Source organism: Thermoactinomyces intermedius (genome assembly GCF_013912365.1).
Taxonomy (GTDB): domain Bacteria; phylum Bacillota; class Bacilli; order Thermoactinomycetales; family Thermoactinomycetaceae; genus Thermoactinomyces; species Thermoactinomyces intermedius.
In genome coordinates, this window is record NZ_JACETT010000033.1 from 112,682 (window position 1) to 137,001 (window position 24,320).

Sequence of the window (24,320 nt, forward strand, 5' to 3'; positions counted from 1 at the left end):
AACTTACGGCAACAACATTATATGGATCAGGAACGATTCTCTTATCCAGAGTGGCGGAGGGACTGGCCCGATGAAGCCCGGCAACCTCGGTGCAACCGATGCACCGGATGGTGCCAATTCCTGCAGAAACCCCGGTTTCTGAAAGATAAGAGAAGAAGCTTGAATTTGCGTGCGATTGTGTTCAGCATAAAAGCCTCTTCTCTTATGGGAAGAGGCTTTTTTCATGATTGTTAACATCAAGGGAGGGGCAGCCATGAGATTGGAAACCAGGTTGGCGCAGATCGGCAACAAAAAAGAAAAGACCACCGGCGCTGTCAGTTTTCCGGTCTATTTTTCGACCGCTTACGAGCATATCTCGGGAAAAAGTACTGGCTATGATTATTCGAGAACCGCCAATCCCACCCGTGAGGTGGTGGAAGCCAGCATCGCCGAATTGGAAGAAGGAGATGAAGGTTATGCCTGTAGTTCCGGTATGGCTGCGATTCACACCGTGATGGGATTGTTTGAAAAAGGCGACCATTTCATTGTGTCGCTGGATTTGTACGGCGGAACGTACCGGTTGTTTGAACAAGTTTTGTCACAATACGGATTGACGTTTTCTTATGTGGATTTGCGCAATCCGGAAGAAATCGAAGGAGCACTTCAGCCGAACACCAAAGGCCTTTTTATCGAATCCCCCACCAATCCGCTCATGCAGGTGGTTGATATCCGGTTGTTGTGCCGGTGGGCCCGGCAAAGAAATTTGTGTGTCATTGTGGACAATACGTTTATGACTCCTTTTTTCCAAAAGCCGCTGACGCTGGGAGCCGACATTGTGATTCACAGTGCCACGAAATACTTGGGCGGGCATAATGATGTGCTGGCCGGATTGATTGTGGCCAAAGGAGAAGAATGGACCGAGCGCCTGCGGTTTGTCCACAATTCCATCGGGGCAGTGTTGGGTCCTTTGGATGCCTGGCTGTTGATGCGGGGAATGAAAACATTGGCGCTTCGTATGCAAAAGCACCAGGAAAATGCGCAAAAGCTGGCCGGATTTTTGGCCGCACATCCCCAGGTGGACGAGGTTTTTCATCCGTCCTTGGATCCGGCCGGGCGAAAGATCTTGGATGAACAGGCGGAGGGATACGGGGGCATGATTTCATTCCATGTGAAAGACCCGGACCAAATCCCCTTTATCCTTAATCATTTGAAGATTATTACTTTTGCGGAGAGTTTGGGAGGAGTGGAAAGCCTGATGACTTATCCGGTCACCCAAACGCATGCCGATATTCCCGAAGAGATGCGGAAGAAGGCAGGCGTGACCGACCGGCTGCTTCGTTTGTCGGTGGGGATCGAACATGTTGACGATTTGATGGATGATTTGGATCAAGCTTTCCGACAAGCCGCCATAAAGACGAAAAAAGAGAGGAGATAGATGATGAACTTTGAAACGCAACTGCTGCATAATGGAAATGAAGTCGACCCTGTCACCGGGGCAGTGGGGATCCCTCTTTATCAGTCATCCACCTTTCACCAAGATGTAGACCGGCCCGGAGAATTTGATTACACCCGTTCGGGAAATCCCACAAGAAAAGCGCTGGAGGACACCATTGCCAACCTGGAAGGTGGGGAGCGGGGATTTGCCTTTTCCTCCGGAATGGCTGCCATCTCCACGGTGCTGTTGCTTTTTTCGCGCGGGGATCATCTGATTGTTTCCCGGGATGTTTACGGGGGAACGTTTCGGGTCCTGACACAAGTTTTCCGGCGGCTGGGCATTGAAACGACGTTTGTCGATACCACCCGGATCGGGGACATCGAACAAGCCATCCGGCCCCAAACCAAAGCGATCTATGTGGAAACCCCGTCCAATCCCCTGCTCAAGGTGAGCGATTTAAAAGAAATTATCCGGTTGGCAAAAAAACACCGATGTTTGACCATTGTGGACAACACCTTTTTAACGCCTTATTACCAACAGCCGCTGAAGTTGGGAGCCGATATCGTCATTCACAGTGCGACGAAATTTATCAGCGGACACAGTGATGTGCTGGCCGGGCTGGTGGTGGCCAAAGACAAAGAGACGGCACAACGGCTGGAACTGTTGCAAAATGCGTTTGGCGCCGTCTTGGGCGTCCATGATTCCTGGTTGGTGTTAAGGGGTTTGAAAACATTGAAAGTGCGGTTGGAACAATCCACGCAAAGCGCGGAAAAAATCGCGTTGTGGCTGAGTCAGCATCCGTTGGTGGAACAAGTTTATTATCCCGGCCTCCCGTCCAATGAATGGCATGATTTGCAATGCCGGCAGGCGACCGGGCACGGAGCGGTTCTCTCTTTTGATGTGGGCAGTAAAGAAAAAGCCCGGCAAGTGTTGAAACGGGTCAGGTTGCCGGTGGTTGCCGTCAGCCTCGGAGCGGTTGAAAGCATTTTGTCCTATCCCGCGGCGATGTCCCATGCTTCCATGCCGCCGGAAGCAAGGCAAAAGCGCGGTATCACCGACGGTTTGTTGCGGCTTTCGGTCGGATTGGAAAATGTGGAGGACCTGATTGGCGATTTGGCCGCTGCCCTTCAAGAAGAAAAGGTTGTTTCTTTTTCTGGAAAATAATTCGTCTTTTTCGGGAGGCGTTTTTCTTTCAGCCATCATCATGTAAAATGAGAAAGGAAAATTGATGTTAGAAGGGGTACGTAAAACGATGGCGATCAAATCTGACAAATGGATTCGGAAAATGGCAGAGCAATACAAAATGATTGAACCATTTATTGACCGGAATGTCGGGAAAGGAGAAGCGGTCAGTTACGGATTGAGCAGTTACGGGTATGACCTCCGGGTCGCTGATGAATATAAAATTTTTCACAACGCTTTAAACCCGGTGATTGATCCCAAAGCAATCGATTCAGATTCTTTTCTGGATTATAAAGGGGATGTTTGCATTATTCCGCCCAATTCATTTGCCTTGGCCCGGTCCGTGGAATATTTCCGCATTCCGGAAAACGTGCTCGCGATTTGCGTGGGAAAATCGACTTATGCCCGTTGCGGGATCATCACCAATGTGACCCCGCTCGAACCGGGATGGGAAGGATATGTGACCTTGGAGATTTCCAACACCACGCCGCTGCCGGCCAAAATTTACTCCAATGAGGGGCTTTGCCAGATTCTTTTCTTGGAAAGTGATGAGGACTGCGAAGTTTCCTACCGGACGAAAAAAGGAAAATATCAGTTCCAATCCGGCATTACACTGCCGAAAGTATAATCTTGCAAAGGAAACGTGCGGGAAATCCGCACGTTTTTTGCTGAAGGAGGCGGAAGATCCAACTTGAGCCGGAAAATTTACATCATGGTGGATCATGTGCATGACCATGACGACCTGCCCGTGAGAATCTGTTCCGAACTGGACGAAAACCGGTACGAAGTGCGGAAAGTGGAAGTGTTCCGGGACGGAAGCATCGGATATGCTTATGATGATATCGAGGCAGGTCCGACCGGATTGGGAAAGTTGCCGGTTCCGCCGCTGGAGGAGATCGCGCAAGACCCGTATGAAATCTTTTTTCCGAAGGAAATCACCCAAGAAGAGTTTGAACAAATTTGGAAGGAAACAGTGGGGGACGCACGGTGAATCCGTGCGTTTTTTGGTGGAAGAACCGGCCAAAAGGGAATCGTCGGAAAATGTCGAAATGAATGGAAACGGAAGAAAGGAAGGAAGATGGGCATTGCGGCGTCCTTTTGTGGTTGCAGGAATTGCCTGGGGAGCCGGGATTTTGTTGGCGGACCGGATAGGGAACCATGCGGCTTTGTTCCTCGGAATGGCCGTTTCTTTCTTGCTTTCGGGCGTCTGCTATGATTACCTCTTTCGGGAAGGGCGGCCGGTTTGGATTTTTTTGTCGGCGCTGTTTTTGGCTGCTGCGCATTTTTCTTGGGTGGACGGGCAAAACCGGAGCCAAATTCCGGCAACGGTGGAAGGGGAAAAAATGACTGCTGCCGGAACCATCGTTTCTTCGCCTGTCGTGGACGGGGATGTGCTCCGCTTTGACCTGAAACTGGCCCGCTTGCAACAAAAGGATCGGGTGATCAACGGAAACCGGGAAAAAATCCGGGTTTTCCTTTCTCTGCAAACAGAAGAAGAAGCGGAAAAGGCCGGACAATTGCGCCGTTATTCCCGGATCCGGCTTCCAATCCGGATGGAAAAACCATCTCCACGTTCCAACCCGGGGGAAATGGACTACCGGGCATATTTATACCGGCAAAAGATTCATTGGACGGGAAAAGGAAAGGGTTTGCATTCTTTGGTGATGGTCAAAGAAGCCCCGCCGCATCCGGTGGGATGGGTGGATGCCTGGCGGAAGAAGTTGGCCGGTCAATTGGAAAAAATGTATGACGAGCCGGTGTCCGGTTATTTGCGCGGCTTGCTGCTGGGGGAACGGTTGGAAGTGGATCCGGAATGGGAACGGCAATACACCCGGTTGGGCTTGATTCATCTGTTGTCGATTTCCGGATTGCATGTTACGGTTCTGACCGGGATCGTATATTATATTTTAAAATGGATCGGCCTGACCAGAGAAAAGGCGGCATGGATTGTCATCGGATTACTGCCGGTTTATGCGGTTCTCACCGGTCTTGGGGCCCCGGTGGTCCGTGCGGCGGTCATGGCGGGGTTGACGATGATTGCCTTGATTTTTCGAAAGCCGGGGGACAGTTTGTCCTTTTTGGGGAGTGCTTTTTGTCTTTTGTTGGTGTGGAATCCCTATCAATTGTTTGAAGCCGGATTTCAGCTCAGTTTTTTGCTGACCGCCGGATTGATTGTCTGGACGGAACCAGTGTCCGGACTGCTTACATGGCTCCCCTCACCGCTACGTTATCCGGTCGCAGGCAATCTGATCGCGGAATGGTTGTCCTTTCCATTGGTAATTTATCACTTTCATGAATACTCTTTTTTGTCTTTGCCCGCCAATCTGCTGTTTGCTCCCGTCGTCAGTTTTGTCGTGCTTCCGGTTTCTTTGCTTCTTTTGGGATTGAGCTGGATCTGGGAGACCGGGGGCATGGGGGCGGCCGGTGTGATGGAAACGGGGATCCGGATGATGCAGGGAGGGATGGAGTGGCTGAGCACATGGAAGGCATTTTGTCCGGCATTTCCATCTCCTCCAAAGTGGTGGATCCTCCTTTACTACCTCTTTTCGGCGATGGCGCTTTGGTCATGGCTCCGGCGCGGAAAAACGGTTTTTCTTGCGGCAAGCGCGGCGGCACTCGGCCTGCTCTTGTGGGCGGAACCGGGAAAAGAAGACGTTTTGGCACGCCTGGCTTTTCTGGATGTGGGCCAAGGGGATGCCACGGTCATTGAGACGGCAAGCGGCCAAACCGTTTTGGTGGATGGAGGCGGCCATGTGCGTTACGATCATCATGAAGCATGGCGAAGGCGAAAGCATCCGTTTCGGGCTGGCGAGGATGTGATTGTGCCTTACTTAAAATCACAAGGCATCCGGAAAATCGATTGGTTGATCCTGACGCACGGAGATCAGGATCATATCAATGGATTAATGGATGTGATCCGGCGGTTTCCGGTGCAAAAAGTGGTGCGCAATGCCCGTTTGCCTGCCAATGAGGAGGAACGGCAACTCATGGCGGAACTTTACAGACAAAAAGTTCCGGTCTATGTGGCCGCCGCGGGCCGCACTTGGGAAATCGAAGAGGGAACGGGGTTGACGTTTTTGCATCCGGACCCGGTCCGGACCGGAGGCAAAGGGGAAGCCACCAACGAGGATTCGGTGGTCTGTTTGTTTTCCGTTCACGGCATCCATGTTTTGTTTCCCGGAGACATCGGAACGGAGACGGAAAAACGGTTGCTTCGACGCTGGCGTTGGCCGGCGGTGGACATTTTAAAAGTCGCCCATCACGGCAGTGGGGCTTCCACCCATGAAACCTGGCTGGACGTGCTCAAGCCCAAGCATGCGGTGATTTCGGCCGGACGTTACAACACCTACGGGCATCCTGCCCCGGAAGTGATTTCACGATTGAAGAAAAGGGGCATTTCCATTTGGCGGACCGACCAACAAGGAGCCGTGATCTTTGAGATCGGGAAGAAGGGGATGACCGTAAGTGCCGTCAAGGAATGAACCCCGGAAGATATTCCATTTAAAATGAATCCGTTTTTTCTTTATACTACTTTTGTATACATAGATCTCCTGTTTGCAACTAACATGTAGGAAAATAGGTCAATAAATATGGGGGGTTATTTTTTTGCTTGACTCGGAATTGATTCAGCGGGCACAGGCAGGGGAGCGAAAAGCACTGGTTGAAATTTTGCGACAGTTGGAAACGCCGCTCTATCGCACCGCTTACTACATCATGGGGAATGAACAGGATGCGCTGGATGCAACCCAGGAAGCATTGCTGAAAGTGTATCGGTATTTGCCTTCGTATAAAGGGGATGCCATGATTTACACGTGGGCGCAACGCATTGTCACCAATGTGTGTATGGATATGTTTCGCAAACGGAAGAAGGTGGTGTTCATGGAGGAGGATTTTGTTCAGGAAGATTACCATGCAGGCAAAGAGATCGAAAAGGGCGCCATCATCTCCGATTTAAAGCAAGCGATCCGGCGTCTTCCGATGCCCCAGCAAACAGCGATTATTTTACGGTATGTCCAGGACTATAATTACAAGGAAATTTCAGAAGCCATGAATCTGCCGTTAAATACGGTGAAATCTCATTTGTTCCGGGGACGGAAACAATTGCAAAAGTGGTTGTCCGAATATCAGGAAGGAGGGGATTACCTGTGGCGGATGAAAAAATAATCGAATGGGTGCAACGTGATCTGGACGCTGATTTGTCAGAAGCAGAAAAAAAGATGTTAAACAAACATCTGGCAGAGTCAGTGAAAGATCGCGAGAACGCTGAGAAGCTGATGGAGGTTTCACGTCAGCTGTCCCTTCTTCCCAAAGTGGATCCACCCCGCGATATTGTGGGCGATGTCTTGGCTCGAATCGATCAAGAGGAGCGTCCGGAGAGAGAATCTTCCGTCCGTCACCGGTTTGGATGGCCGTTGGCGGCAAAGGCGATGGCGGCAGCGGTGGCGATCGGTTTTATCGGTATGTATGCATGGATGAATTTCCAACCGGCGGAGAAAGAAAACGGAACACTCATGGGAGATTCCACTCCGAAGGAAGAAGTGAATGTCCTGATGGAAAAAACGGACGGTCCGGCACCGGCCGAAGATTCCGGTGCGCAAGTTTGGTCGCCGGATGAAACCTATCAGGCAAAATGGAGACAAGGAACGCTGGTTGTCACCAAAGCGGACGGAACCGTTCAATATGAGCGTTCTTTTGCGCCGATGGATGTGCGTTTGCAAAAAATCGAGTGGTTGACCGATCAAACCTTGAAAGTGACCATTCTGCAAGATCAAAAAGCTCCTCAATCGATCACCATTGATGTGGTGAAAAAGGAAGAAGTTCATCATTAGGGTGAGAGGTGGAACAAGTGGATCATTCCCGTTTGGAAGAATTGAAAAGAAAAGGGCCGCATCCGGTATATTTGCTTTACGGAGCCGAGTCTTTTTTGATCGAGGAAACGGTTCGGTGGATGAAAACAAATTGGATGCCTGCCGATGATCCGTTTGGCAACAGCATCATTTTTGATCTGGAGGAAACGCCGGTGCAAACGGTGGTCCAGGAAGCGGAAACCCTTCCTTTTTTCGGAGACCGGCGGTTTATCGTCGGGCATCATGCGCATTTCCTCACAAGCGAAAAAAAGGCTGCAGGGATCCAGCATGATGCGGATGCCCTGTTGAAATACCTGGAAGATCCCCTTCCATCCAGTATTCTTGTGCTGACGGTTTATTCCGAGCAATTGGACAAGCGAAAAAAAGTGGTAAAGGCCTTGCAGAAAAAAGCCTTTACCCTTTCGTTTCCCCCTCTGAAAGGGAAGGAATTGACGGATTGGGTAAAAGGGCGTTTTGCAGCACATCAAGTCGCCATTGATCCTTCCGCCTTGAAAGAGTTGGTCTTTTTGGTCGGAGAGAACTTGCAATTGTTGAATCAAGAATGTATGAAGCTGGTCACTTATGCGGGAAGGGGAGGAACGGTGACGCGGCAAACGGTGTCAGAGCTTGTCCCGCGGACATTGGAGCATAACATTTTTAAACTGACGGAAAAGATGGCCGAGCGGAAAATCGATCAGGCGCTCATGGTTTGGCAGGATTTGCTGTTTCAAAAAGAAGAGCCGATCCGGATTCTGGCGCTGATGATCCGGCAAATCCGGCTGATGTTGCAAGTCAAAACACTGGTGAAGAAAGGGATGCCCGAAAAAGAGATGGCAGGTTTCCTGAAAGTCCATCCGTATCCGGTAAAACTGGCTTTGAAAAACGGCGCCAAATTTACAGAGAGCCAACTGCGGCAATTTTTGATTTCCGCCATCACCACCGACCAGGAGATCAAATCCGGAAAAGCGGATAAGGAACTGGCGGTGGAACGGTTGTTGTTCTCCATTCATCACTCCATTGCTTGAAGAAGATGTGCCGGTCCTGTTTCCTTCATCAACACAGCAGTGCTAAGATACTAAAGAGAAGGGGTAGCTGTGGAAGGAGTTGATCAAAATGGATCCGGCAAAACGGAATGAACTGCGCAAAAAGCAGCGGATTTATACCAATGTGCTCATTCTCGTCTATCTGGGGATCCTGGCTTTGCTGGCGCTGGCACAACTGTCATCGCTTGTGATCTACACGCTTTTGGGCGTTTTGTGTTTCCTTGTTGCCATCAGCAGCTTTTGGCTGAAAACTTTTCACCCGACGTTGCTTCTTTTTCCGGGGATGAAAGAATTGATCCGGTACGAGAAAGAAAAACTGGGTGAGACTTGGAAGAAATATCACCTGTCATCGGTGATTTTGGCTGTTGTGCTGGGGGTATTTTTCTTGGGGCAGGCTTGGTTTCGCCAGGATTTGTACTTTTTGGAAGGGATCCCGGTTTGGTATATCGCGGTCTTCATTGTGGGAGTGTTTCTGATCGGGAATTTGAGTTTGTTTGCCCATGCCCGCCGCTTTGACCGGTTGTCAGAGGAACAAATCCGTGTTCATGCGGCAGAGCGGAGTTTGTTTACCGTTATTTTTGCTTGTGTTGTATTGGGCATGACCTTGTTGGGGTCCGTTTTTATCCTGCTCATTTCTTGAACCGGGTGAAAAAGGCCGGCGATGAAGGCGCCGGCCTTTTTGTTTATGACGCGGTGGTTTTATTCATGATCCGGTTGGTGACTTCATAGGCCGAAGAGAAGGAAAGTTCGGAGAGTTGCCCTTCGCCCTGGCACCAGTCTCCGGCGAAATACACATTATCCAAACTGTACAGTTTCACCGGCAAAAGTTTTTGGTCATGAATACATTTAATTTCCTGAACAACCGCTTTTTTCGAAATTCGTTTGGCGACGAGCTGATCCCGCCAGCCGGGGAAGTGTTTATCGTAAACAGATTCAATGTCCGCCACTTTCTCATTGGCCTTGTTCGCGGCCGCTTCTTCGTCATTGAGATAGGCGATGGCTTGCATCAACTGTCCGCCTTCCGGGATGCAGGTTGTATCATAGTAGGAAATGTCTGTGATAAACACTTTCTTTTCTTTTTGATATACATAGGTATACGGACTCGGGATCCGTTCTTTCAAGCCCACATCATAGACGACCACTTGGGTGGACGAGTAGTTGCGGTAAATTTCGAATGTCGATTCATACGGGGTGTCGGCAAAAAGCTGGTGCAACTCTTTCGGCGGAATGCACAAAATGTACTCATCGGCTGTGTAAGTGGTTTCTTTCCCGATGATTTTGGAAATTCGGTTGCCATCCAGTTCGATGCCGCTGACTTTTTCTTTGGTGATGATTTTTCCCCCGTGATCTTCAATGATTTTGCTAAAGGATTCCACAATCGCCTGCCAGCCTCCCCCGATGTAACTGACGGCACGTTGGGTGGAGAATAAGCGTTTGTAATATTGGAAAAACAGCGGGGAAGGAATTTTTTCGGGCTCATTGGTAAAGAAGTTGGATGATGCGATGGTCAACAGCAAATCCCTGACCTTGGGAGGTTCTTTCTCCAAATATTGCCCGATGGGGATGCCTTCTTCCCCTTTTTCGATGGAAGCCATGGTTTTGAACACTTCATAAGCGAAACGCCATTTGTTTTGCGAATCCAAAATTTTGGTGCGGTAAAGCCCTTCCAATGTGGCAGGCATTAAGGTTGTATAAGACCCCAGATCGTAATAAGCCTTGGATGGGGAAAAGTCTTTCCAGTCCACTTCCAATCCGATTTCGCTTTCATAACGACGCAAAACGGATTTGTCCCGGGCATAAATGGCATGGGCGCCAAAGTTAAAGTTGAATCCCTTCAACGGAATGGTGATGGCGCGCCCGCCCAGTTTCGGTGCTTTTTCCAACAATGTCACGTCATATCCATTGTAAGCGAGTCGGGCTGCTGCACTTAAACCGGCCAAACCTCCACCCGCTACAATCACTTTTTTAGACACAAGACACACTCCCTTGAGATCGTTTACAATTTTTAAAAAGAAATATCGATCTACTTGTAATATTGTAGCAAGTTTAGTCACAAGTGGATAGTTTTTTTAGATATTCGAAAATTTCAATCGAATAAAACAAAAAAATCTCCCGCGATCAGGGAGATTTTTGGGGCATAGGTTTTCCGGATGCATCTTTTTCTGTGGACAAAAGTTTTTTATATCGGATATACATGGCGATCCGCCAAGGCAACAACATGCCGAATGCCAGAATGAAAAACAAACTGGCCGTTTGGTAATAGCTGATGAAATGTTCGATGTATGTGTGCAGGGACATGCGGATGACAAACAAGATCAACAGAATGTAAATGAACGCCCGGGAACGTTTCAGGTAAACCTGTCCGTCGATGATTTCAAATTTGGACGTTTGAATCAACGGAATGGACAAAAAAAGAGCCCCGACCAAAAAAGACGCGATGGCCCAAGACCAGGGGATATGCACAGGCGGGTACAGGAACATCAAAAAACCTGTGCTCATTCCAAGCGGCGGAATGAGTATTTTTTTGGCGTTGGTCGGTTTGTCAGCCGCTTTGATTCGCACGAAAATCACGGTCAGTGCCATGATGAAAGCAAAAATGGGTGCAATGACTTTGACATTCACGGGGATAGAATGCATCATGCCGTCCCTCCTTGTATGATAAAAAAACTAGCACAATTTAAGAAGCTTGTAAATAATATATACTTGACTTTTCCAGATCGTTCTAGGAAAATATTTTTCAATCGTCAGGTACAAATGGATATGGACAAAAAGCGTTGAAAAAGAGGAGTAGCACAGGGGAACTGTTCAGAGAGTTGGCGGGTGGTGCAAGCCAATCAGGGACCTGTGTGAATGGACTTTGGAGCTTTTTTCCCGAACGGGGCATGCGCCCTCAGTAGGGAAAAACGGGGAGACCGTTATCTGTTGAGTGCACCTTGGTTTTTCAGGTGAACAAGGGTGGTATCGCGGGCAAAAACCCGTCCCTTTTGGGGGCGGGTTTTTTTATATGAATATTTTTTGGATGCAAAGGAGTGATTTTGGATGACGCGAGTATTGTCCGGAGTGCAACCGACGGGGATGTTGCATTTGGGAAATTATCTCGGGGCCATCAGGCAGTTTGTCGGGTTGCAAAATGAAGCGGAATGCTACTTTTGCGTTGTGAACCTGCATGCGCTCACCATTCCGAAAGATCCCAAGGAGGTTTTGGAAAGAACCAAAGATGTCGCCGCTTTGTATCTGGCGGTCGGGCTGGATCCCGAAAAAGTGACCCTGTTTGCCCAGTCACAAGTGAAAGCCCATGCGGAAGCAAGCTGGCTGCTTCAATGTGTCGCCCGTGTCGGGGAATTGGACCGGATGATTCAGTTTAAAGAAAAAGGCAAAGGATCGGAATCGGCACTGGTCGGATTATACACGTATCCGGTGTTGATGGCGGCGGATATTTTGCTGTACCAGGCTGACAAGGTGCCGGTCGGGGAAGACCAAAAGCAGCATTTGGAACTGACCAGGGATTTGGCACAACGATTCAACCGGGATTATGCGGAAGTGTTCACCATTCCCGAACCGCTGATCGGAAAAGTGGGGGCCCGCATCATGGGGTTGGATCAACCAAAGAAAAAAATGAGCAAAAGCGCGGAAAGCGCAATGAATTACATTGCGATGCTGGACGATCCGAAAACCATTGAGAAAAAATTGAAACGTGCAGTGACCGATTCGGACAACCAAGTCCGTTTTGACGTGGAAAACAAACCGGGGATCAGCAATTTGCTGTCGATCTACAGCCTGCTCTCCGGAAAGTCCATCCCGGAACTGGAGAAACAGTACGAAGGGGTGGGGTATGGTGCATTTAAAAAGGATTTGATCGAGGTGACGGTCGATCATCTTGCGCCGATTCAAGAGCGGTACCGGGAAATCCGGCATACCGATTATGTGGACAAGGTATTGGCTGAAGGAAAAGAAAAAGCCCAAGTCGTGGCCGAGGACACCCTGCGCAAAATGAAAGATGCCATGGGAATCTTGTGACATGAAAAAAGATGCCCCGGAAAATTACCGGCGGCATCTTTTTTGTATAAAAAAGCGACCCGGTCAAAGGGGTCGTTTTTATGGAACCGTGCATCAGGCCAAAGCGTTCAACTTTTTGGCAAGACGGGATTTTTTGCGGGCAGCTGCGTTTTTATGGATTAAACCCTTGGTGACAGCTTTGTCCAGGCTGCGGGTTGCTTGACCGAAAAGAACTTGTGCTTGTTCTTTGTCCTGATTTTCCACAGCGGTCAAAAACTTTTTCACAGCCGTACGCATTGCCGATTTTTGGGAAGCATTGCGTTTGCGGCGCTCTTCGTTGGTTTTCGCACGTTTGATTGCCGATTTGATGTTTGCCAATGAATTCACCTCCCGTACAAGGATTCCGCATCCCTAAAATGCAACATGCAATATTCTAGCATGGGAAAGGGCAAAAAGCAACAATCCCCCAAGAATAAATCCAATGACATCAAGCAAACTAAAAACAGGAGGAAGTGAATGGAAGGAGAAAAGAAACATGAATCAGGATCCATCACAAGGTCATCAAGTGGATTTGAGCCGGTATAACATCCGGACCGATTTGGCGCGTGAATCGCATGAATTGGCAACCAAAAGGAACAGGAGCGGGGACGGTTCCATTCCGGGGGTCCGGATCGAGGAAAAGACGGAGGACGGGATCACCACCAGTTGGATTTGGATTGAAAATGACCGGGGCGCGGAAGAGATGGGAAAAGTGCCGGGGACTTATTTAACCATTGAAGCTCCGGAACTCAGATCGAGAGATTCCGTCTTCAGCCAGAAAGTGGCGGGCCATTTTGCTGAGCAGTTCGCCCGGTTTTTGGAGGAAGCCGGGATCGGAAAAAAAGATTCTTGCCTGATCGTCGGGCTGGGCAACTGGAATGTCACGGCCGATGCATTGGGGCCTTTGGTGGTGAAGCACACCATGATTACCCGTCATCTGTTTGAGCTGGAACCGGAATCCGTCCAGGAAGGATACCGGTCGGTCAGCGCGTTGTCCCCGGGCGTGTTGGGACTGACCGGACTGGAGACGAGCGACATTGTCCGGGGAGTGGTGGACAAGGCCAAACCGGATTTTGTCATTGCTTTTGATTCGCTGGCTTCGCGTGCCCTGACCCGTGTGAACACGACCATTCAGGTGGCGGATACCGGCATCAATCCGGGATCCGGGGTCGGAAACAACCGAAAAGCGTTAACCCGGGAAACGTTGGGGGTTCCCGTAATTGCCATCGGGGTTCCCACTGTGGTGGATGCGGTGACCATTGCCTATGACACGATTGATTTTGTCACCTCCCATCTGGGAAGGGAAATTCATGGCGAAAGAAACAATCCGCTGGATCCTTACAACCGCCCGACGGTGAAGGATTTGAGAAACTATCAGCTTCCTTCCGGCACCGCGCGGGAAGTGTTGGGAATGTTCGGCCGTCTGGATGAACAGGAAAAACGTCAGCTCATTCATGAAGTTCTTTCCCCGTTGGGACAGAACCTGATCGTGACTCCCAAAGAAGTGGATTCATTTATTGCCAATGTGGCCAAAATGATTGCCAACGGCGTCAATTGTGCCTTGCATGATGCGGTGACGATGGATAATGTGGCTTCGCACATCAGTTGAAGACGGCGGACGGGAACAAAAACGGAAGCTTGTGAGCGGACAGGCTTCTGTTTTTTATGCTTTGAGAGAGTTTTTGAGAAGCCGGTTTGGATTTCTATCAACCCTTCTCCTGTATTTTTTAAGTCTCATAGGTTCTACTTTTGCCGGTTTTTTCATAGCTTAGGGATGAGAGACAAGCTGGCAAAGGGTGAACCGGATGAATCATCGGTATCGAAGGTTTATGACGTTAAATTTGGCACGTCCGCGAACCAGAAGAGTCTTGGTTTTTTTATTTTTGGCCATCGCGGTGTTGTTTTCGTTTGTGGGAGCCTGGGTCATGGTTCAGGCCGAAAACAGTATGCAGGGTTCGGATTTCAGCCGGGTGGCTTCCCACATATCGGCCAAAACCCTGGCCATGGTGATGGGGGAGAACATCCCGTATTTTCAGGAAGAAATCGGTTCGGCCGGATTGGACGGGATTGTATCCCGCATGACATTTGAACTGTTGACCAGCATGAATTTACAAGATCCCCGTACCTTTCTGGGCCGGGAGTTGCCGATGTACGCACTTTTTGACAGCGAAATTGACGTGGCAAGTGCTGATGTCGATTACACATCGATTCCCATTGAATCGGCGCCTCCTCCCGAATTGGAAAAAGAGATTATCAAGGCGATGGAAAAACCGGATCAGGACCGCACCAGCACAACCCAAAGCGGAATCAAAGAGAAAAAAGTTTTGATTTACTCAACGCATTTTTGGGAGTCTTACTTGCCGGAGTTGGGAGAAAAAAATCCGCAGAAAGCATCGCATATCGAAAAAAACATCACGCTCGTCTCTCAACATCTGGCCCAAGTGCTCGAGAAGATGGGCATCGGGGCGGTCACGGCTGAACGGAAATACACCTGGGATTCGGGAGCGTACAAGCAATCGAGGAAAATGGTGCAATCCGTGATGGGGCAGCACGAAGGGATCACCTATTTGATCGATTTACACAGGGATGCGCAACGAAGGGACAAAACCACCAAAACATATAACGGGAAAAGTTACGCCCGGTTCGCTTTTGTCGTGGGAAAATCGAGCAAGCATTTTGAGAGAAATCTGAAGCTGGCCCGCGAGTTGCACAAAGAAATCAACAAACAATATCCCGGTTTGTCCCGGGCGGTGATTATTAAAGAACGGACAAATGGGAACAACGGTGAATATAACCAGTCTTTATCCCCCAACAGCATGCTTGTGGAAGTGGGAGGGGTGGATAACACCTTCGAAGAAGCATACCGGTCGGTCGAAGTGTTGGCGGAAGTGCTGGCGCAGCGGATTCATGATGCCACGCCGGTGATGCAGCAAGAAGGATCTTAAATCAGTTTGAGGTGGAGAAACATGCGGGTTTGGGTGCAGATCATCGGGCTTTTGTCCATGTTGGTTTTCGGCATTTTCATCGGGATGGACGTTGCGGAACGGAATATGCAAAAAATGCAAGGGATTGAAGGGGCGCCACGGGCCATTCAAATCACTCCGCAGGAAGGGAAAATCGAAATCTCCGTCTTCGGCCAAACCATCGGGTCCGAAGAAGCGTCGGCGAAAGCCGGTGCAAAAAATCCGGAAAAAAGCACCGGGCGGGAAATGAGGGAAGGGACCAATTATCTTGCGGAGACCGGAAATCAGGTCGGCACGATGATCCGCGAACTGTTGCGCGAATTGGCCGACCGGTTGTTTGCCTGGACAAGATCATAGCTTTTTCCGTCTCCCATCCCGGCAGATGCATGGGGACCGCGGTCCTTGTGCTTTTTTTATGTCGTTGAATCCTCCTGTGTCTGCTGATATAATTTAGGAATGCAGTCTTGCATTTTGCAGGAGGGAAAAGAACGGGAATGGAAAACAAGAATCAGAAACAGATACGAAATTTTTCAATCATCGCCCACATTGACCATGGGAAATCGACGTTGGCAGATCGGATTTTGGAGAAAACGGGTGCTTTGTCCGAAAGGGAAATGCAAGATCAATTCCTGGATCAGATGGATTTGGAAAGAGAACGGGGAATCACCATCAAGTTGCAGACCGTGCGTATCCCCTACAAAGCCAGGGATGGGAAAGAGTATGTGTTGAACCTGATTGATACGCCGGGACATGTGGACTTTTCCTATGAAGTTTCCCGTTCTTTGCAGGCATGTGAAGGAGCGTTGCTGGTGGTGGATGCTTCCCAGGGGGTGGAAGCGCAGACGCTGGCCAACGTTTATTTGGCTTTGGAAAACGATCTTGAAATCATTCCCGTTATCAATAAAATCGATCTACCCAGTGCGGACCCGGAGCGCGTGAAGCAGGAAATTGAAGACGTGATTGGGTTGGATGCCAGTGATGCGGTATTGGCATCGGCGAAAGCCGGCATCGGGATTGAAGAGATTCTGGAGCAGATTGTGGAAAAGGTTCCCCCGCCGGAAGGGGATGAATCCGCTCCGCTTCGGGCGCTCATTTTTGATTCGGTTTATGATTCCTATAAAGGCGTCATTATTTATACCCGTGTTTTTGAGGGATCGATCAAAAAGGGCATGGGCATCCGGATGATGGCCTCGGGCAAAACGTTTGAAGTGACCGAAGTCGGCGTTTTCGCACCGCGCCCCGTGATCACCAATGAGTTGAAGGCCGGTGAAGTGGGATTTGTCTGTGCCAACATCAAAAACGTGCGCGACACCCGGGTGGGGGACACAATCACCGACCGGGACCGCCCGGCTGCAGAGCCGTTGGCCGGTTACCGGCGCATCAATCCGATGGTCTTTTGCGGGTTGTATCCGGTGGATTCGTCCGACTACGACAATTTGCGCGAAGCCCTTGAAAAGCTGGAATTGAATGATGCTTCCTTGTCTTTTGAGCCCGAGACGTCACAAGCGCTCGGCTTTGGCTTCCGTTGCGGTTTTTTGGGGCTTTTGCACATGGAGATTGTCCAGGAACGGATTGAACGGGAATTTGGAATTGAATTGATCACCACCGCTCCCAGTGTGGTATACCGGATTCACAAAACTGACGGCACGATGTTGGAAATTGAAAATCCGACCTTGATGCCGCCAGTGCAGGAGATCGACCGGGTGGAAGAGCCGTATGTGAAAGCCAGCATCATGGTTCCCAACGACTATGTCGGTGCGGTGATGGAGATATGCCAAAATAAAAGGGGACAATACGTCAATATGGATTACCTGGATCAAAACCGGGTCAACCTGGTTTATGAGTTGCCTTTGGCCGAGATTGTATATGACTTTTTCGACCAGTTGAAATCCAACACCAAAGGGTATGCCTCCTTTGATTATGAATTGGTCGGTTACAAGGAATCGAATCTGGTGAAACTGGACATTCTCCTCAATGGAGAGATTGTGGATGCCTTGTCGTTTATCGTTCACCGGGATCGTGCCTATCAGCGCGGCCGGGCGTTGGTGGAAAAGCTGAAAAGCCTGATTCCGCGGCAAATGTTTGAAGTGCCCGTGCAGGCGGCCATCGGCAACAAGGTGATCGCAAGGGAAACCATCCGTGCCGTACGCAAAAATGTATTGGCCAAGTGTTACGGCGGTGACGTCAGCCGCAAAAGAAAGCTGCTTGAAAAGCAAAAAGAAGGAAAGAAAAGAATGAAATCCGTGGGAAGCGTGGAGGTTCCCCAAGAAGCCTTCATGGCCGTGCTGAAGATTGACGAACAGAAATAAAGAGGAAAAGCCGCAGGCGGGTAAAACGCTTGCGGCTTTTATCAAGGAGGTGGGGGTTTTGCCGCCCAAATCGGTTTATGTTCATATTCCTTTTTGTACAAATAAATGTTATTACTGTGACTTTACGGCTTATGTCGTGGGCGGGCAGCCGGTGGATGATTATTTGGATGCGTTGAAGCGGGAAATGGAGATGGTGACAACAGCAACCAAACCGCAAGAAATTGAAACCATTTTTATCGGAGGCGGCACCCCGACCGTGTTGACTCCGAAGCAAATGGAAAAGCTCCTTCGGGATTTGCGAGTTCATTTTCCGGATTGGTCCGGCCGGCTGGAATTCACCGTTGAAGCCAATCCCGGCACCACCAGTCCCGAACTGCTTTCCGTCATGCGCGAAGGAGGCGTGAACCGGATCAGTTTTGGGGCGCAAACCTTCCGGCCGGATCTGTTAAAGAGAATCGGGCGCATTCACAGCGCCGGGGAAATCCGGGAAAGTGTCGACGCTGCCCGCAAGGCCGGTTTTGACAACATCTCACTGGATCTGATGTTCGGTCTCCCGACGCAAACCGTCGATGATCTGAAACATACATTAAATGAAGCCATGTCTCTCGATCCGGGGCATTTTTCCTGTTACAGCCTGAAAATCGAAGAGGGCACGGTGTTTTATCACTTGCACCAGCGGAAGGAGTTGCCGCTTCCGACAGAAGACGAAGAGTTTGAGATGTACCAATTGATCCGTTCGTTTATGCAGGAAAAGGGGTATATCCAATATGAAGTGAGCAACTTTGCCAAGCCCGGAAGGGAGAGCAGGCACAATACCACGTATTGGCTGAATGAAGAATACTATGGTTTGGGGACCGGGGCGCACGGCTATGTCGGTTCCACCCGCTATGCGAACGTGACGGGGGTCCGGGCCTATATCGACCAAATCCGGCAGGGGGATTTGCCGGTGAAAGAATCGTATCAGGTCCACCGGGAAGAAGATATGGAAAACTTCATGATTCTGGGCCTCCGCCTGTTAAAAGGGGTGGAACGTTCCCGTTTTGCCCGCCGGTACGGTTGCCGGCCGGAAGAAGTGTTTGGCACGGTCTTGAGGAATTTGGAAAGTCAAAAATTCATCAAAATGGAGGGAGATTGGATCTCCTTGACGGAAAAAGGTCTTTTGTTTGGAAATGAGGTGTTCGCCTCATTTCTCAACGGCGTGGAATTATAGAGGCATCCGTTGACATCATTTCAGCCGTTTGGTAATTTAAAAATAGTATTTTTAGCACTCGTCCTTCAGGAGTGCTAACAAGGAGGGGAGGCAGATGTTAAGCGAGCGGCAGAAGATGATCCTTTGGGCAGTCATTGATGATTACATCTTATCTGCTGAACCGGTTGGTTCACGCACGGTTTCCAAGAAAGAAGGAATTCATTTTAGTGCCGCAACGGTTCGCAACGTCATGGCTGATCTGGAAGAAATGGGATTTTTGGAACAACCGCACACATCTGCCGGAAGAGTACCTTCACAAAAAGGGTATCGTTTTTATGTCGATCATTTGTTGAAGCCGTATATGTGGTCTAAGAAGGATTTAATGGCTTTGCATGATTATTATGTCACACGGATGGATCATGTCGAGCAAGCAATCAAACATACAAATTCAATTTTGTCACAACTGACCAATTATATGACCTTTATCTTGGGGCCAAAAATTTCGGAAAGCAAATTGAAACATCTGCAAATCGTTCCTCTGAACGACCGGACTGCAGTTTCCATATTGGTTACGGATACGGGTCATGTCTACCAACAGCACATCACCGTACCTGAAGGGGTATCATTGTCGGAGATTGAGCGGTTGACGAATTTCCTCCGCTTCCGTTTGACCGGTTCTCCCATTTCCAAATTGAAACAGATTGTCGTCAAAGAGCTGGCCGACGAATTGCAAAGGCATGTGGACCATTTTGAAAAACTGACTGACTTGCTGGATCAAATTCTGCAGGCCCAGCCGGACGAACGCTTGTATACCAGCGGGACGACGAAGATTTTGGAACAACCAGAATTCCGTGATGTGGATAAAATGAAATCCCTGCTCGACTTCCTTGAAAATGACGATGAGATCATATCCCTTCTCCAAACTTCTTCCGAAGGGGTGCAGGTCCGCATCGGATATGAAAACCATTTGGAAGCCGTGAGGGATTGTAGTATCATTTCCGCATCGTATATGATTAATGGGGAACCTGTTGGCACCATCGGCGTGTTGGGCCCGACCCGGATGGATTACGGGCGGGTGATCGGAATCATTCAGTTGTTGGCAAAAGATTTCTCAAGACGTTTGGATTCGTTTTTTGAAAATGGCGATTAATGGATTATCATGGTTTTGAGAGGGAGGGGGATCCGAATCCCCCGTCCCTGTGTATAGAAAGGGGGAATACCCGTTGCCCGGAAAAGAGTCTTTGGTCCGTAATCCGGATGCGCGGATCTCGGCATTGGAGAGTAATGCCAAAGCCGTGAAAGAGGTGGCTTCAGCCGTATCCTCCACCTTGGGGCCCAAAGGGCTGGATACGATGCTGGTCAACTCCAAAAACGAAGTGGTGGTCACCAATGACGGCGTCACCATCCTCGAACTGATGAAGACGGAGCATCCGGCTGCGAAAATGATTGTCAACGTTGCCAAAGCGCAGCAGGAGGAGATGGGGGATGGAACGACAACCGCCACGTTGCTGGCCTCCGCGCTGGTGGATGAAGGGGTTAAACAAGTGGCGCACGGGGTTCCTGTAACCAAAGTCATTGACGGGATACAAAAAGGAATCCGGTTTGCATTGCACAAAATGCAGGAAAAAGCACGTCCCATCTACGAATTAGATGATGAGTGGCTGCAGCGGATTGCATTCACCGCTTGCCGCGAGGATGAAGACATCACGATGGCGGTGACCGAAGCCGCGCATATCTTGGGACGGGAAAAGTTGTTGGATAAAGGATTTAAGTTTTCATCCTGTGTCATGGCCCATCCCCGCAGCGAGACACGGGTGGTTCCGGGGGTCCTTCTCAAGCAGCCTCATACGGACAGTGAGGTGCAGCGGAAAAAAGGAGAGACGCTTGTGCTCGTTTTGGCGGATTCCTTGGAACCGGATCAGGACTTGGAAGATTTCGCGTCGGATGATCAGAACAACAAACAAGAAAGATTAAAAGAAGAGTTTTATGTGATGTTGGAACACATCATTCATTTAAATGTGGGGCTGATTGTGGCAGGAGGTTCCGTTGATCCGTATGCAGAGAGTGTTTTTGCGGATGCAGGGATCGTCGTGGTGGAAAACGTGGCAGAGGATGATCTGAGAAAAGTTGCGGAGCACACCCGGGCGAGGATTGTGAAGCGGAGCGCTTTGCGCCGCAGCTTGCCGGACGGCATGAAGCCGTTTTTGGGTGTGTGCAAAGAGGTTGCCGGTGACAACGAGCTTCAATGTGTGAGCGTGACCGGCGGGCAAGGCAAGCCGTATGCCACCATTGTGGTCGGGGCGACCACGGAAGATGTGATTAAAGAGCAGGAACGCATTGCCAAAGATGCGGCATCGGCGGTGCAGGCTGCCATCCGGGGCGGTTTTGTGCCGGGAGGCGGCGCCGTTGAGTTGTTTATTGCCCGCCATGTGGAACTTTACCGGGAAACCATCCAGGGAACGGAACGGTTCGGCGTGTCTGCCGTGGCGGAAGCACTCCAAAAGCCGATGAAACAAGTAGTGGCCAATGCAGGCTTTAATCCGTTGGAAAAGATCGAGTCTGTCAAAGTTTTTCAAGCCAAACGCCAATCCGACTCCTTGGGTGTGGATTGCGATCGTGGCACGATCGTCGATATGATTGAAATGGGTGTGGTCGATCCGTTGCTGGTGAAAGCACATGCGCTGAAAACAGCCGGTGAGGTTGCGATCGCCATCTTGCGAATTCATGCCATTGTGAAAATGAAAGAAGACCCCGTTTCAAAAACTTAGGAGGATTTTTAAGATGGATCAAGAAAAAGATGAGCTCCAGCATCAACCGGAAGAAGCCCGTTTAGAGCAGGAGCCCAACCGGGAAGAAAAAGAATTACATATCCAAAAGGAACCACCAAAGGAAGAGGCGGTTTCCGAAGAAGAACAAGACGGCGACAAATTGCTAGAGAAGTTGCAGGCTGAGTTGGAAGATGCCAGACAATCTGCAGATCATTGGAAAAAACAAGCAGAAGAAAACAAAGAATTGTACTTGCGGGCGTTGGCCGATTACGAAAACTACCGCCGGCGTGCCCGCAAGGAAAAAGAGGAAGCGTTGAAATACAGTGTGGTTCCTTTTTTGGAAAACTTACTGCCGGTCCTTGACAATTTCGAGAGGGCGCTTGATGCCGCCGATTCCAATCAGGATGTCCAGGCGCTTCAAGAAGGCATAGAAATGGTGTACCGGCAATTTTTAAATGTGTTGTCCCAAGCAGGACTCACTTTAATTGAAACCGAAGGGAAACCATTCAATCCTCATGAACACAATGCGGTGATGCAGGTTGAAGCGGATGATGTGGAATCCGGAATGGTGGTTGAAGAATTGCAACCGGGGTACCGCTACTTGGACCGCGTCATTCGTCCTTCAATCGTGAAAGTCAGTAAATAGATGAGATCTATCTTCATATTTGTCACTGAAGTGGGAGGTAGCAGTTTATGGGTAAAGTGATTGGAATTGATTTGGGTACAACCAACTCCTGTGTTGCGTTTATGGATGGAAAAGAAGCGGTGGTCATTGCCAATGCGGAAGGAGGGCGCACCACTCCTTCGGTTGTCGGCTTTTCGAAATCCGGGGAACGTTTGATTGGGGAAGCTGCAAAACGGCAAGCGATCACCAACCCGGACAAAACCATCGTTTCGATCAAACGGCACATGGGAACGGACTATAAAGTGGATATTGACGGAAAAAAATATACCCCGCAAGAAATCTCGGCGATGATCCTGCAAAAGCTGAAACAAGACGCTGAAAGCTACCTGGGGGAAGAAGTCACGCAAGCGGTCATTACCGTGCCGGCTTATTTTAATGACAGTCAACGTCAGGCTACCAAAGACGCAGGAAAAATTGCCGGGCTTGAAGTGCTTCGGATCATTAACGAGCCGACAGCCGCCGCACTCGCTTACGGTTTGGACAACACCGACGACCAAAAAGTGTTGGTGTTTGACCTCGGTGGGGGAACCTTTGACGTTTCCATCCTGGAACTGGGCGACGGGGTTTTTGAAGTTTTGGCCACCAGCGGAGACAACCAATTGGGTGGGGACGACTTCGACCAGGTGATCATTGATTATCTGATCGAAGAGTTCCAAAAAGAAAACGGAATTGATTTGCGGAAAGACCCCAATTCCACCCAAGTGATGCAACGTCTTAAAAATGAAGCGGAAAAAGCGAAAAAAGACTTGTCCGGTGTGTTGACCACGACGATTTCCCTGCCGTTTTTGACCGCTGATGAAACCGGACCGAAACATCTGGAAGTCACCTTGACCAGAGCGAAATTTGAAGAGCTGAGCTCGGATTTGATTGAAAGAACGATGGTTCCGACCCGCCGGGCCTTGGATGATGCCGGCCTGAAACCGGAAGACATTGACCGCGTTCTTTTGGTTGGAGGATCGACACGGATTCCGGCCGTTCAGGAAGCCATTAAAAAATTGATCGGAAAAGAACCCAGCAAAGGGGTCAATCCGGATGAAGTGGTGGCCATGGGTGCAGCCATTCAAGGCGGTGTCTTGTCCGGAGATGTGAAAGACGTGGTTCTTCTGGATGTCACCCCGCTCTCCCTTGGAATCGAAACCCTCGGTGGCGTCTTCACCAAATTGATTGAACGGAATACGACCATCCCGACGGAGAAATCTCAAATCTTCTCCACGGCTGCCGACAACCAAACCACGGTGGACATTCACGTTCTGCAAGGGGAACGGGAAATGGCAGCGGACAACAAAACATTGGGACGTTTCCAATTGACCGACATTCCGCCGGCACCTCGCGGCATCCCGCAAATCGAAGTCACCTTCAAAATTGATGCAAACGGGATTGTCAATGTATCGGCGAAAGATAAAGCAACCGGAAAAAGTCAAGCCATCACCATTCAATCTTCCAGCGGATTGTCCGACGAAGAGATTGAACGGATGGTGAAAGATGCCGAATTGCATGCAGAAGAAGATAAAAAACGAAAAGAAAAAGTGGAGCTTCGAAACAAAGCCGACCAGCTGATTTTCACCACGGACAAAACCTTGAAAGATCTTGGCGACAAAGTGGACGCCGGAGATAAAGACAAAGCGGAAAAAGCCAAAGATGAGTTGAAAAAAGCCTTGGAAAAAGATGACGACGAAGCCATCAAAAAAGGCATTGAAGAACTGGAACAAGCCGTGCAACAACTTTCCATCAAACTGTACGAACAAATGCAACAACAAAGTGCCCAACAAAGCCAAGGGGGCAGTGACAACTCCGGTCAGAAAAAAGATGACAATGTCGTGGATGCCGAATACGAAGAAGTGAAAGAGGATGAGAAGTAAGGAGGAGCAGGAAGAGTTCTCCTCGA

At 49.6% G+C, this 24,320-nt stretch carries 22 protein-coding genes, 1 riboswitch and 1 other annotated feature; of the genes, 19 read left to right on the forward strand and 3 right to left on the reverse strand.

Features of this window, described 5'->3' with window-relative positions:
* Positions 1 to 38: 38 nt before the first annotated feature.
* A riboswitch (SAM riboswitch) is annotated at positions 39 to 152 on the forward strand.
* 101 nt (positions 153 to 253) lie between these two features.
* The 9 genes from H1R82_RS08175 to H1R82_RS08215 all read left to right on the forward strand — a co-directional run bounded on the left by H1R82_RS08175 (position 254) and on the right by H1R82_RS08215 (position 9,126).
* A complete protein-coding gene (locus tag H1R82_RS08175; protein ID WP_181731220.1) occupies positions 254 to 1,414 on the forward strand; it encodes an aminotransferase class I/II-fold pyridoxal phosphate-dependent enzyme in 1,161 nt (386 codons plus the stop codon).
* A 3-nt stretch (positions 1,415 to 1,417) separates the two neighbouring features.
* Positions 1,418 to 2,578, forward strand: coding sequence for a trans-sulfuration enzyme family protein (locus H1R82_RS08180; RefSeq protein WP_181730968.1), 1,161 nt, complete (start codon positions 1,418 to 1,420; stop codon positions 2,576 to 2,578).
* Between the two features lie 88 nt (positions 2,579 to 2,666).
* Entirely contained in the window at positions 2,667 to 3,224 is a 558-nt protein-coding gene (gene dcd, locus H1R82_RS08185; RefSeq protein WP_037994582.1) for a dCTP deaminase, read from the forward strand.
* A gap of 63 nt (positions 3,225 to 3,287) precedes the next feature.
* Positions 3,288 to 3,587, forward strand: a complete 300-nt coding sequence (locus H1R82_RS08190; protein ID WP_198053087.1) for a DUF6881 domain-containing protein — start codon at positions 3,288 to 3,290, stop codon at positions 3,585 to 3,587.
* Positions 3,547 to 6,078: a DNA internalization-related competence protein ComEC/Rec2 gene (locus H1R82_RS08195; protein ID WP_181821641.1), complete on the forward strand. Its 2,532-nt coding sequence runs from the start codon at positions 3,547 to 3,549 to the stop codon at positions 6,076 to 6,078. Before H1R82_RS08190 ends, H1R82_RS08195 begins: the two co-directional genes overlap by 41 nt.
* A 124-nt stretch (positions 6,079 to 6,202) precedes the next feature.
* Positions 6,203 to 6,760: an RNA polymerase sigma factor gene (locus tag H1R82_RS08200; RefSeq protein WP_037994578.1), complete on the forward strand. Its 558-nt coding sequence runs from the start codon at positions 6,203 to 6,205 to the stop codon at positions 6,758 to 6,760.
* Positions 6,742 to 7,425, forward strand: coding sequence for an anti-sigma factor (locus H1R82_RS08205; RefSeq protein ID WP_181730966.1), 684 nt, complete (start codon positions 6,742 to 6,744; stop codon positions 7,423 to 7,425). Before H1R82_RS08200 ends, H1R82_RS08205 begins: the two co-directional genes overlap by 19 nt.
* Before the next feature lie 17 nt (positions 7,426 to 7,442).
* Positions 7,443 to 8,468: a DNA polymerase III subunit delta gene (holA, locus tag H1R82_RS08210; protein WP_181730965.1), complete on the forward strand. Its 1,026-nt coding sequence runs from the start codon at positions 7,443 to 7,445 to the stop codon at positions 8,466 to 8,468.
* 88 nt (positions 8,469 to 8,556) lie between these two features.
* Entirely contained in the window at positions 8,557 to 9,126 is a 570-nt protein-coding gene (locus tag H1R82_RS08215; RefSeq protein WP_181730964.1) for a hypothetical protein, read from the forward strand.
* A 43-nt stretch (positions 9,127 to 9,169) separates the two neighbouring features.
* Here the strand turns inward: H1R82_RS08215 and H1R82_RS08220 are convergent, their stop codons facing one another.
* Positions 9,170 to 10,459: a phytoene desaturase family protein gene (locus H1R82_RS08220; RefSeq protein WP_181730963.1), complete on the reverse strand. Its 1,290-nt coding sequence runs from the start codon at positions 10,457 to 10,459 to the stop codon at positions 9,170 to 9,172.
* A gap of 145 nt (positions 10,460 to 10,604) precedes the next feature.
* A complete protein-coding gene (locus tag H1R82_RS08225) occupies positions 10,605 to 11,126 on the reverse strand; it encodes a CcdC family protein (RefSeq protein WP_181730962.1) in 522 nt (173 codons plus the stop codon).
* A gap of 125 nt (positions 11,127 to 11,251) precedes the next feature.
* Positions 11,252 to 11,472 (forward strand) — a binding site (T-box leader).
* A 53-nt stretch (positions 11,473 to 11,525) separates the two neighbouring features.
* On the opposite strand from H1R82_RS08225, the gene trpS reads away from it, so the two are divergent.
* Entirely contained in the window at positions 11,526 to 12,503 is a 978-nt protein-coding gene (trpS, locus tag H1R82_RS08230; protein ID WP_181730961.1) for a tryptophan--tRNA ligase, read from the forward strand.
* Between the two features lie 93 nt (positions 12,504 to 12,596).
* Here the strand turns inward: trpS and rpsT are convergent, their stop codons facing one another.
* A complete protein-coding gene (rpsT, locus tag H1R82_RS08235) occupies positions 12,597 to 12,860 on the reverse strand; it encodes a 30S ribosomal protein S20 (protein ID WP_037994564.1) in 264 nt (87 codons plus the stop codon).
* Between the two features lie 157 nt (positions 12,861 to 13,017).
* On the opposite strand from rpsT, the gene gpr reads away from it, so the two are divergent.
* From gpr to dnaK, 9 genes are all read left to right on the forward strand, one after another.
* Positions 13,018 to 14,130, forward strand: a complete 1,113-nt coding sequence (gene gpr / locus H1R82_RS08240) for a GPR endopeptidase (protein WP_181730960.1) — start codon at positions 13,018 to 13,020, stop codon at positions 14,128 to 14,130.
* Positions 14,131 to 14,326: 196 nt separating this feature from the next.
* Positions 14,327 to 15,466, forward strand: a complete 1,140-nt coding sequence (gene spoIIP, locus H1R82_RS08245; RefSeq protein ID WP_181730959.1) for a stage II sporulation protein P — start codon at positions 14,327 to 14,329, stop codon at positions 15,464 to 15,466.
* A gap of 21 nt (positions 15,467 to 15,487) precedes the next feature.
* Positions 15,488 to 15,841: a DUF3679 domain-containing protein gene (locus tag H1R82_RS08250; RefSeq protein WP_181730958.1), complete on the forward strand. Its 354-nt coding sequence runs from the start codon at positions 15,488 to 15,490 to the stop codon at positions 15,839 to 15,841.
* A 137-nt stretch (positions 15,842 to 15,978) separates the two neighbouring features.
* A complete protein-coding gene (gene lepA, locus H1R82_RS08255; RefSeq protein WP_181730957.1) occupies positions 15,979 to 17,793 on the forward strand; it encodes a translation elongation factor 4 in 1,815 nt (604 codons plus the stop codon).
* 58 nt (positions 17,794 to 17,851) lie between these two features.
* Positions 17,852 to 19,003, forward strand: a complete 1,152-nt coding sequence (hemW, locus tag H1R82_RS08260; RefSeq protein WP_181730956.1) for a radical SAM family heme chaperone HemW — start codon at positions 17,852 to 17,854, stop codon at positions 19,001 to 19,003.
* 94 nt (positions 19,004 to 19,097) lie between these two features.
* Positions 19,098 to 20,132 (forward strand): heat-inducible transcriptional repressor HrcA, encoded by a 1,035-nt coding sequence (gene hrcA / locus H1R82_RS08265; protein WP_181730955.1) that lies wholly within the window; start codon positions 19,098 to 19,100, stop codon positions 20,130 to 20,132.
* Positions 20,133 to 20,205: 73 nt separating this feature from the next.
* A complete protein-coding gene (locus H1R82_RS08270; protein WP_181730954.1) occupies positions 20,206 to 21,750 on the forward strand; it encodes a TCP-1/cpn60 chaperonin family protein in 1,545 nt (514 codons plus the stop codon).
* Positions 21,751 to 21,763: 13 nt separating this feature from the next.
* On the forward strand, positions 21,764 to 22,396 hold the full coding sequence (gene grpE, locus H1R82_RS08275; RefSeq protein ID WP_181730953.1) for a nucleotide exchange factor GrpE: 633 nt from the start codon (positions 21,764 to 21,766) through the stop codon (positions 22,394 to 22,396).
* Positions 22,397 to 22,443: 47 nt separating this feature from the next.
* Positions 22,444 to 24,294, forward strand: coding sequence for a molecular chaperone DnaK (gene dnaK, locus H1R82_RS08280; RefSeq protein ID WP_181730952.1), 1,851 nt, complete (start codon positions 22,444 to 22,446; stop codon positions 24,292 to 24,294).
* Positions 24,295 to 24,320: the final 26 nt, after the last annotated feature.